Source organism: Sphingopyxis sp. (genome assembly GCF_016463645.1).
Taxonomy (GTDB): Bacteria; Pseudomonadota; Alphaproteobacteria; order Sphingomonadales; family Sphingomonadaceae; genus Sphingopyxis.
This window is the reverse complement of sequence record NZ_JAEMQX010000136.1, coordinates 1-8,974: the sequence shown is the minus strand read 5'-3', so window position 1 is coordinate 8,974 and position 8,974 is coordinate 1. Positions and strand designations below refer to the sequence as shown.

The 8,974-nt window shown below is 68.1% G+C and carries 9 protein-coding genes; 8 read left to right on the top strand and 1 reads right to left on the bottom strand.

The genetic code is table 11. The features are described 5' to 3' along the window. Nucleotides 1-11 precede the first annotated feature (11 nt). The 6 genes from JHC57_RS19020 to lexA all read left to right on the top strand — a co-directional run bounded on the left by JHC57_RS19020 (nt 12) and on the right by lexA (nt 4,926). Nucleotides 12-602 carry an aminodeoxychorismate/anthranilate synthase component II gene (locus JHC57_RS19020; protein WP_294032060.1) on the top strand — a complete coding sequence of 197 codons (591 nt, stop codon included), beginning with the start codon at nt 12-14 and terminating at the stop codon, nt 600-602. Next, nucleotides 599-1,597, top strand: coding sequence for an anthranilate phosphoribosyltransferase (gene trpD / locus JHC57_RS19015; RefSeq protein ID WP_294032058.1), 999 nt, complete (start codon nt 599-601; stop codon nt 1,595-1,597). The genes JHC57_RS19020 and trpD overlap by 4 nt, the downstream gene beginning before the upstream one ends. Next, complete coding sequence (gene trpC / locus JHC57_RS19010; protein ID WP_294032057.1) at nt 1,594-2,379, top strand: indole-3-glycerol phosphate synthase TrpC; 786 nt, start codon at nt 1,594-1,596, stop codon at nt 2,377-2,379. The genes trpD and trpC overlap by 4 nt, the downstream gene beginning before the upstream one ends. A gap of 140 nt (nt 2,380-2,519) precedes the next feature. Continuing rightward, on the top strand, nt 2,520-2,990 hold the full coding sequence (gene moaC, locus JHC57_RS19005; RefSeq protein WP_294032055.1) for a cyclic pyranopterin monophosphate synthase MoaC: 471 nt from the start codon (nt 2,520-2,522) through the stop codon (nt 2,988-2,990). Then, a complete protein-coding gene (gene glp, locus JHC57_RS19000; RefSeq protein ID WP_294032053.1) occupies nt 2,987-4,177 on the top strand; it encodes a gephyrin-like molybdotransferase Glp in 1,191 nt (396 codons plus the stop codon). Before moaC ends, glp begins: the two co-directional genes overlap by 4 nt. 65 nt (nt 4,178-4,242) lie before the next feature. Further along, nucleotides 4,243-4,926, top strand: a complete 684-nt coding sequence (lexA, locus tag JHC57_RS18995; protein ID WP_294032051.1) for a transcriptional repressor LexA — start codon at nt 4,243-4,245, stop codon at nt 4,924-4,926. Here lexA and JHC57_RS18990 read toward each other — a convergent pair. Next, complete coding sequence (locus tag JHC57_RS18990; RefSeq protein ID WP_294032049.1) at nt 4,880-7,039, bottom strand: ComEC/Rec2 family competence protein; 2,160 nt, start codon at nt 7,037-7,039, stop codon at nt 4,880-4,882. The genes lexA and JHC57_RS18990 overlap by 47 nt on opposite strands. A 71-nt stretch (nt 7,040-7,110) precedes the next feature. Here JHC57_RS18990 and gltX point away from each other — a divergent pair, with 71 nt between their 5' ends. Next, complete coding sequence (gltX, locus tag JHC57_RS18985) at nt 7,111-8,577, top strand: glutamate--tRNA ligase (RefSeq protein ID WP_294032047.1); 1,467 nt, start codon at nt 7,111-7,113, stop codon at nt 8,575-8,577. A gap of 38 nt (nt 8,578-8,615) precedes the next feature. Next, the coding region (locus JHC57_RS18980; RefSeq protein WP_294032046.1) for a citrate/2-methylcitrate synthase at nt 8,616-8,974 on the top strand (359 nt) is incomplete at its 3' end.

The following is an 8,974-nucleotide window of genomic DNA, read 5'->3' as shown; positions in this document are numbered from 1 at the left end:
AGTGCGCCCCCATGATCCTCGTCATCGACAATTATGACAGCTTCACCTTCAACCTCGTTCACTATCTGATCGAGCTGGGGGTCGACGTGCGGGTCGAGCGCAACGACGCGCTGACCGCGGCACAGGCGCTCGCGACGGACGCCGATGCGATCCTCATCTCGCCGGGCCCCTGCACGCCGAACGAAGCGGGAATCAGTCTCGACCTCGTCGCCGCCTGCGCCGACGCGCGGCGTCCGCTGCTCGGCGTATGCCTCGGCCATCAGGCGATCGGCCAGCATTTCGGCGGCACCGTGCAGCGCGGCCACCTGATGCACGGCAAGACCTCGCCCGTCTGCCACGACGATAGCGGGCTCTACGCCGGTCTCCCCTCGCCCTTTCAGGCGACGCGCTACCACAGTCTCGAGGTCGTCGACATTCCGGCGGATCTCGTCATCAACGCGACGAGCGACGATGGCGCCGTGATGGGCTTCCGCCACGCGGCCCTCCCGATCCACGGTGTCCAGTTCCACCCCGAAAGCATCGCGACCGAACATGGCCACGCGATGCTCGCCAATTTCCTGAAAATCGCGGGGCTGCCGGTCGGCGAGCGCAAGGCGGCATGAGCCGCTTCGGCCCGTTTCCCGACCCCTCGGAACTGCTGGGGCATGACGAGGCGGCCGATGCCTTCGCGACGATGCTCGACGGCGGCGCGAGCGACGAACAGGTCACCGAATTCCTGATCGCCCTCTCCGACCGCGGCGAGACGATGGTCGAGATCGCCGCCGCGGCGCAGGCGATGCGCGACCGGCTGATCCCCGTCGCGGCGCCCGCCGGGGCGATCGACGTCTGCGGCACCGGCGGCGACGGCCATCATACGCTCAACGTCTCGACCGCGGTATCGATCGTCGTCGCGGCATGCGAAGTTCCGGTTGCAAAGCATGGAAATCGTGCCGCTTCTTCAAAATCCGGCGCCGCCGACACGCTCGAGGCCCTCGGGCTCGACATGGACCGCGCCGACCGCATGGCCGAGGAACAGCTCGCCGACCTCGGCATCTGCTTCCTCTTCGCCGGCACGCGTCATCCGGCGATGAAGCGCATCATGCCGATCCGCAAGGCGATCGGCCGCCGCACGATCTTCAACCTCATGGGCCCGCTCGCCAACCCGGCGCGCGTCACGCGCCAGCTCGTCGGCATCGCGCGTCCGGCCTATGTCCCCGTCTATGCCGAGGCGCTGCACCGGCTCGGCACCGAGCATTCGCGCGTCATCTCGGGCGACGAGGGGCTCGACGAACTGTCGCTTGCGGGCGGTAACGAGGTCGCGGTCGTGACACCCGAGGGCGTGCGCATGCAGCGCAGCGTCGCGGCCGACGCGGGGCTGCCGACGCGCTCGCTCGCCGAAATCCGCGGCGGCGACGCGGCCTATAATGCAAGGGCGCTCCGCCGCCTGCTCGAAGGCGAACCCGGCGCCTATCGCGACGCCGTGCTCTACAATGCCGCCGAGGCGCTCGTCGTCGCAGGCGCCGCCGACACCCTGCCCGAAGGCGTCGAGGAAGCCGCCGAGGCGATCGACAAGGGCCTTGCCAATGCGCTGCTCAATTGCTGGATCGCCTATAAATGAACAAGCTCACCCGGATACTTGCGACCAAGGCCGACGAAGTCGCCGAACGCCGGGCCGTGCGCTCGTTTGCCGATCTCGACGCGATCGACGCGGGTCCGGTGCGCGGTTTTGCCGCCGCGCTGCAGACGAAAATTGCAGCCGGCGGCTTCGGCCTGATTGCCGAAGTCAAGAAGGCTTCGCCGTCCAAGGGTCTGATAAGGCCCGATTTCAATCCCGCCGATCACGCGCGCGCCTATGCCGCCGGCGGCGCCGCCTGCCTGTCGGTCCTGACCGACGCGCCATATTTTCAGGGCCATGAGGACTATCTCGTCGCCGCACGCGCGGCATGCGCCCTCCCCGTGCTGCGCAAGGATTTCATGGTCGATCCCTGGCAGGTCGCCGAAGCCCGCGCGATCGGCGCCGATGCGATCCTGATCATCGTTGCCGCGCTCGACGACGGCCCGATGCGCGAGATCGAGGCCGCGGCTTTCGAACGCGGCATGGACGTTCTCGTCGAGGTCCACGACGAAGCCGAACTCGACCGCGCACTGACGCGGCTCGAATCGCGCCTGATCGGCGTCAACAATCGCGACCTGCGCACCTTCGAAACCGATCTCGCCGTCACCGAACGCCTCGCGAAGCTGGTTCCGCCGGGCACATCGCTCGTCGGCGAAAGCGGCATCGCAAGCCACGCCGACTGCGAAAGACTGGCGGAAAGCGGCGTAAGAGCCTTCCTCGTCGGCGAAAGCCTGATGCGTCAGGACGACGTCGCGGCGGCAACGAGGGCGCTGCTCGAAGGCTGACGGCCGCCCCGGGGCGGCGAGCGCTCCCCTTTCGTCGTCCCGGGTCGAGTCCGGCATGACGATGATCGACAGGTCGGCCTCCGCTCGAAACCTGCCACGTCTCTTGCCTTTCCCGCCTTCTCTTGCTTCGTTCGTCGCGCATGACGAAACCGACTCACCTCGACGACACCGGCGCCGCCCACATGGTCGATGTCGGCGAAAAGCCCGCCACGCAGCGCCGAGCCGTCGCCGGCGGCCACATCACCATGTCGGCGGAGGCGCTCGGGGCGATCCGCAGCGGCAATGCGCCGAAGGGCGACGTGCTGTCGACCGCGCGCATCGCCGGGATCATGGCCGCCAAGCGCACCGCCGATCTCATCCCGCTCTGCCATCCGCTTGCCTTGACCAAGGTCGGCGTAGAGTTCGCCTGGGAAGACAATGGCATAGCGGTCACGGCTGTTGCCCGGACGACGGGCCCGACGGGGGTCGAGATGGAGGCGCTCACCGCCGCCTCGGTCGCGTTGCTGACGCTCTACGACATGGCCAAGGCGCTCGACCGTAGCATGGTCGTCGGCGATATCCGCCTCATCGAAAAGAGCGGCGGCCGCTCGGGCGACTGGCGCGCCGAATGAGCGGCCTCCTCCCCGTCGAGGAGGCGCAAGCCCGGCTTCTTGCGCTTCGCGAACCACTGGGAAGCGAAAATATCGCCTTTTCCGAATCGCTTGGCCGTTACCTTTCGGGCGACGTTGAGGCATTGCGCGACCAGCCCGCCGCACCGCTGTCGGCGATGGACGGCTATGCGATCCGCTTCGCCGATCTGCCCGGCCCCTGGAGCGTCGTCGGCGAAACAGCCGCCGGCGCGGCGCCGGACCGCGCGCTCGGACCGGGCGAGGCGATGCGCATCTTCACCGGCGCGATGCTGCCCGCCGGCGCCGATACCGTGGTCGTGCAGGAAGATGTTGCGCGCGTGGGCGAGGTGCTGACGCTCACGAAGGACGGCCCCGGCGCGCTTGGTCGCCATGTCCGCCCGCGCGCCGCCGATTTCGCCGCCGGCGACACGCTGCTTCGGACAGGCACGCGAATGACCCCCGGCACCATAGCGGCAGGGGCGATGAGCGGCGCGGGAGGGCTCGCGGTCGGTCGCCGCCCGCGCGTCGCGATTCTCACCACCGGCGACGAGCTCGTTCAGCCCGGACATCCGCTCGCGCCGGGGCAGATTCCCGACAGCAACGGCGTGATGCTCGCGGCCATGCTCCACGGCGAGGTGGCCGGGATGATCTTGCCGCATCATGTCTCCGACGATCGGGCAAGACTGGCCAGGATTCTCGGGGAGTTGGCGCGACGTCACGACGTCATCGTCACCGTCGGCGGCGCGTCGGTCGGTGATCACGACCATGTCCGCGGCGCGCTCGACGATGCCGGCGGCATGCTCGATTTCTGGAAGATCGCGATGCGTCCCGGCAAGCCGCTGATCGCGGGAACGCTCGACGACGCGATCCTGCTCGGCCTGCCGGGCAACCCGTCGTCGGCCTTCGTCACCGCGACCCTGTTCCTCCTGCCGCTGGTCCGTCACCTCGCGGGTGCGCGCCATCCCCTGCCCGCCGTGCATCGCGCTCCGCTTTCCGTACCGCTGGCCGAAGGCGGAACGCGCCGCGACTATCTGCGCGCGCGACTCGAGGACGGCCGTCTTACCCCCCTGATCGGCCAGGAAAGCGGCCGCACCCTCCCCCTCGCGTCGGCCAACGCGCTGCTGATCCGCGAGATCGGCGCACCGCCGCGCGATATCGGCGATCTCGCGGATTATCTTGTCATTGCTTGACAAGTTCCGCTTTGTTCCACTATCGTTCTCAATATGTCCGGAAATGACATCATGGAGAACGACCGATGTTGACCGCGAAGCAGCATGAACTGCTCCACTTCATTCAGGAACGCCTCGACTCGAGCGGCATTTCGCCGTCGTTCGAGGAAATGAAGGAGGCGCTCGGACTGAAGTCGAAGTCGGGCATACACCGGCTGATAAGCGCCTTGGAAGAAAGGGGTTTTCTCCGCCGCCTGCCCAATCGCGCTCGCGCGCTTGAGGTCCTCAGGGTGCCCGAGGCGGCAAAGCCCGCGGTGCGCAATGACCGCGACAATATCGTCCCGCTCCGCAAACCTGCGCCGGCGCTCAAGCCGATCGCCGCGAACGACGTCATCGAGATCCCCCTGCACGGCAAGATCGCCGCGGGCGTTCCGATCGAGGCGTTCGAGGATCACAACAATCTCGCCGTTCCCGCGGCGCTTCTCGGCTCGGGCGAACATTATGCGCTCGAAGTCTCGGGGGACTCGATGGTCGAGGCGGGTATTTTCGACGGCGACTATGCGCTGATCCAGAAGGCGAGCACCGCGCGCGAGGGCGATATCGTCGTCGCGCTCGTCGACGGGCAGGACGCGACGCTCAAATATTTCCGCCGCGAAGGGCAGATGATCCGCCTTGATCCGGCGAACAGCGCCTACGAACCGCAACGCTACCCCGCCGAGCGCGTCATCGTGCAGGGGCGTCTCTCGGGACTGCTTCGTCGTTACCACTGAGCTGCTGCGGCAGCCGCCAGGGATGGCCGTCGCCCGCCTTCAGCGCGGCGACGGCTTTCGGCGTTTCGCCCAGATAAAGCGCTAATCCGCCGGTTTCGGCCAGGCTGTCGCGATCGATCGTCAGCCAGCGGGCGACGCATTCGCGCGGCAGCCAGCGATCGCTGATCACGACATCGGCCGCGGCGCATGCCGCCGCCATATCCATCCCCTCGATCCGGTCGCGCCCGCGCGAAGCGAGAATGATCCTGCGCGCGGAATCCTCGCCCTGGTTCCAGCGGCAGAAGTCGCGGTTGCATTCGACATGATCGAGGTCCGCGAGGGTCGCGAGCGGTGTGTCGACCCCTGCGGCCTCGGACATCGTATCGCGAATATAGTCGCCCGCCCGATCGCGCAGCAGCGCATAAGTGCCGTCGGGAAGCGCGGTGGCGATATGACGGCCATCGCCGGTGACCAGCAGATCGGGACGCGGCTGGATGGCCAGCGTCGCCACGCCGATCGCGAGCGGGACGAACCCGGCATGACGCCAGCGCGTTTGCCAGAGCAATATCCAGAGCCCACCGAAGACGGCGAGCCCGAAACCCCGGGGCGGAAAGCTCGGCAGCGTCGCGACGGCGCCCGGCGCGTCGGCGACGCCGTGCGCCAGCCCGAGCAAAAGCCGCAACGCCTGTTCGGTCACCCACCAGAAGGGTGCGCCAAGACCGATGCCGTCGAACAGCAGCGCGAGCGCCTCGAACGGCATGATCACGAAGGTGGTGAGCGGGATCGCGATCACATTGGCAAGCGCACCGTAAAGCCCCGCCTTGTGGAAATGGAAAAGCGCAATCGGCGCAAGCGCCACCTCGACGACCAGACCGGTGATCAATAGCCCCGCAATGCCGCGCCCTGCCCGGAACGGCCATGCCTCGTCGCGGCGCTCGAGAAAGGCCCGCATGCGCCGGCTTTCGTGCAAGGCGATGATCGCGGTCACCGCCGCAAAGCTCAGCTGGAAACTCGGGCCCGCAAGCGACTCGGGGCGCCAGAGGAGCACGATCAGCGCACCCGCCGCGACGAGGCGCAAGGTCAGCGCCTCGCGTCCCATCAGAAACGCGGCGAGCACGAGCAAGGCGGCGATGAACGACCGCAGCGTCGGCACCTCGGCGCCCGCGAGCAATGTATAGCCGCCGCCCGCAAGCGCCCCTGCCGCCGCTGCGAGCGGAAGGACATGGCCCGCGAGGGCGAGCCGCCGGCTCAGCGCCAGCAGTCGCATCGTCAGCAGCATCGCAAAACCGACGACCGCCGTCACATGCAGCCCGCTGATCGACAGCAGGTGCGCGAGTCCGCTCCGGCGCATCGCCTCCTCGTCGGCTTCGGCGATCGCGCCGCGATCGCCCGTCACGAGCGCGGCGGCGATGCCGCCCTCCGACCCGTCGACCTGCGCGTGAATATGCGCGCTGAGGCGCGTCCGAAGCGGCGGATCGGTCGCGCTGCGCCCCGGAGCCCGCGAAACCTCGCCAAGGACGGTCCCGACGGCACCGATGCGGTCGAACCAGGCGCGCTGCGCGAAATCATAGCCGCCGGGCACGCTCGCGGTCGGCGGCGGCATCAGCCGCGCGCGCACGCCGATCGTCTCTCCGCCGGCCAGATCGCCCGCCTGTTCGCCGCTCAGCGTCAGGCGCACGCGGGGCGGCAAGTCGGCGCGTCGCTGCGGCAGGGCGAGAATGCGGACCTGTCCCTTGGCCGACAGCGCCTCCACCCGCTCGACCACTGCCGGAAATGAGGTCACGACGGGCGCCGCGAGCACCGGTGCCGCGACCCATATGGCCCGCGCCCATATCAGCAACAGGCCCACGGCCATCGCCGCGCAAGCGATCACGACCGATCGCCCGAGACGCGCCTGCCAGCCGAGCAGGAGGCCGCCGAGCGCGCCGCCCGCCAGCAACAGGAGCAGCCCGATCCAGTGGGCGGCCGCCGGAAGCGCGAACCACGCCGCGATGCCGGCGCCCAGCGCGACCGGCAGCCACAGGCCGATCCGCTCGCGCTCGGCCTCGAGCCGCGCTTCGAGCGCGTCGGCGATCCGATATCGATCGATGGCCCAGGCCTGCACATTGGGCGTTTGAAGCGGCCCTGTCGCCATGCTAGGGGCACCCCCGATCCCGCCCGCCGATCCCGCTCGATCGCGCGGCAAAGTGAGTGAAAGAGGCCGCAGTGGCAACCGAAAACCCAACCAAAGTGGCAGAAGCCGCCCCCGAAGCGACCGGCGCCGACGTCGTGACGCGCTTCGCACCCTCGCCGACCGGCTACCTCCACATCGGCGGCGCGCGCACCGCGCTGTTCAACTGGCTTTTCGCGCGCCATCACGGCGGGAAATTCCTGCTCCGTATCGAGGATACCGACCGCGCCCGCTCGACCGACGCCGCGATCGACGCGATCCTCGACGGGATGCAGTGGCTCGATCTCGATTGGGACGGCGAGACCGTCTATCAGTTCGCGCGCGCGCCGCGCCACGCCGAGGTCGCACACGAACTGCTCGCGAAGGGCGAGGCCTATCGTTGCTACCTCACGCAGGACGAACTCGCGGCGATGCGCGCCGAAGCGCAGGAAAAGCGCCTGCCCTTCCGCGTCCGCAGTCCGTGGCGCGACCGCGACGACGGCGATCCGTCGGTCCCGCACGTCCTCCGCCTGCGCGCGCCGCAGGAGGGCGAGGTCACCATCGCGGACAGGGTTCAGGGCGAAGTGACCGTCCAGAACGCCGAACTCGACGACTTCGTCCTGCTGCGCAGCGACGGTACTCCGACCTATATGCTCAGCGTCGTCGTCGACGACAACGACATGGGCGTGACGCACGTCATCCGCGGCGACGATCATCTCAACAATGCGTTCCGCCAGCTCGCGCTGATCCGCTCGATGAACTGGCGCGAGCCCGTCTATGCCCACGTCCCGCTGATCCACGGCGCCGACGGCGCGAAACTGTCGAAGCGCCACGGCGCGCTCGGCGTCGACGCCTATCGCGACGAGATGGGCTATCTGCCCGAAGCGGTGAACAATTATCTGCTCCGCCTCGGCTGGGGTCACGGCGACGACGAGATCATCAGCCGCGCCCAGGCGACCTTGTGGTTCGATCTCGACCATGTCGGCCGCTCGCCGTCGCGCTTCGACTTCAAGAAGCTCGAGAATCTCAACGGCCATTATCTGCGCGAAGCCGATGACGCGCGCCTCGCCGGTCTCGTCGCGCCGCGTGTCGAAAAGCTCGTCGGCCGCGCGCTCGATGGCCTCGACCGCGATCTGCTCGCGCGCGCGATGGAGTCGCTGAAACCGCGCGCCAAGACGCTCGACGAGATCGCCGACGGCGCGACCTTCCTCTTCCGGCCGGACCCGTTGCCGGTGGACGAGAAAGCGGCCGAGGTGCTAAAGGCCTCGCCCGAAGGCCTGCTCGCTGCCGTGACGGAGCGACTGCGCGGGCTCGACGACTGGACGACAGAAGAGCTGGATGCGGCCGTGCGCGCCGAAGCCGAAGCCGCCGGACTGGGGCTCGGAAAACTCGCGCAACCCCTACGTGCCGCCCTAACCGGCCGAACCGTTTCCCCGGGAATTTTCGACGTGCTGCTGTTGCTCGGACGCGATGTGAGTCTGGCGCGACTTGACGCAGCGCAACATTATCCGGCAGGGGCGTAGCCACTCTCTCTCCCCGCCGTCAGTACAGGGAACAAAATATGACCGACACCGCGAAAATCACGCTGGGCGACAAGACCGTCGACAGCCCTGTCCTGTCGGGCACCGTCGGCCCCGATGTCGTCGATATCCGCAAATTCTACGCCCAGACCGGCGCCTTCACCTACGATCCCGGCTTCACCTCGACCGCGAGCTGCGAATCGCAGATCACCTATATCGACGGCGACGAAGGCGTGCTGCTCCACCGCGGTTACGCGATCGGCGACCTCGCCGAACATTCGAGCTTCATGGAAACCTGCTACCTGCTGCTCAACGGCGAACTGCCGAACGCGCAGGAACTTGCCGATTTCGACAATACGATCACGCGCCACACGATGCTGCACGAACAGCTCGCGACCTT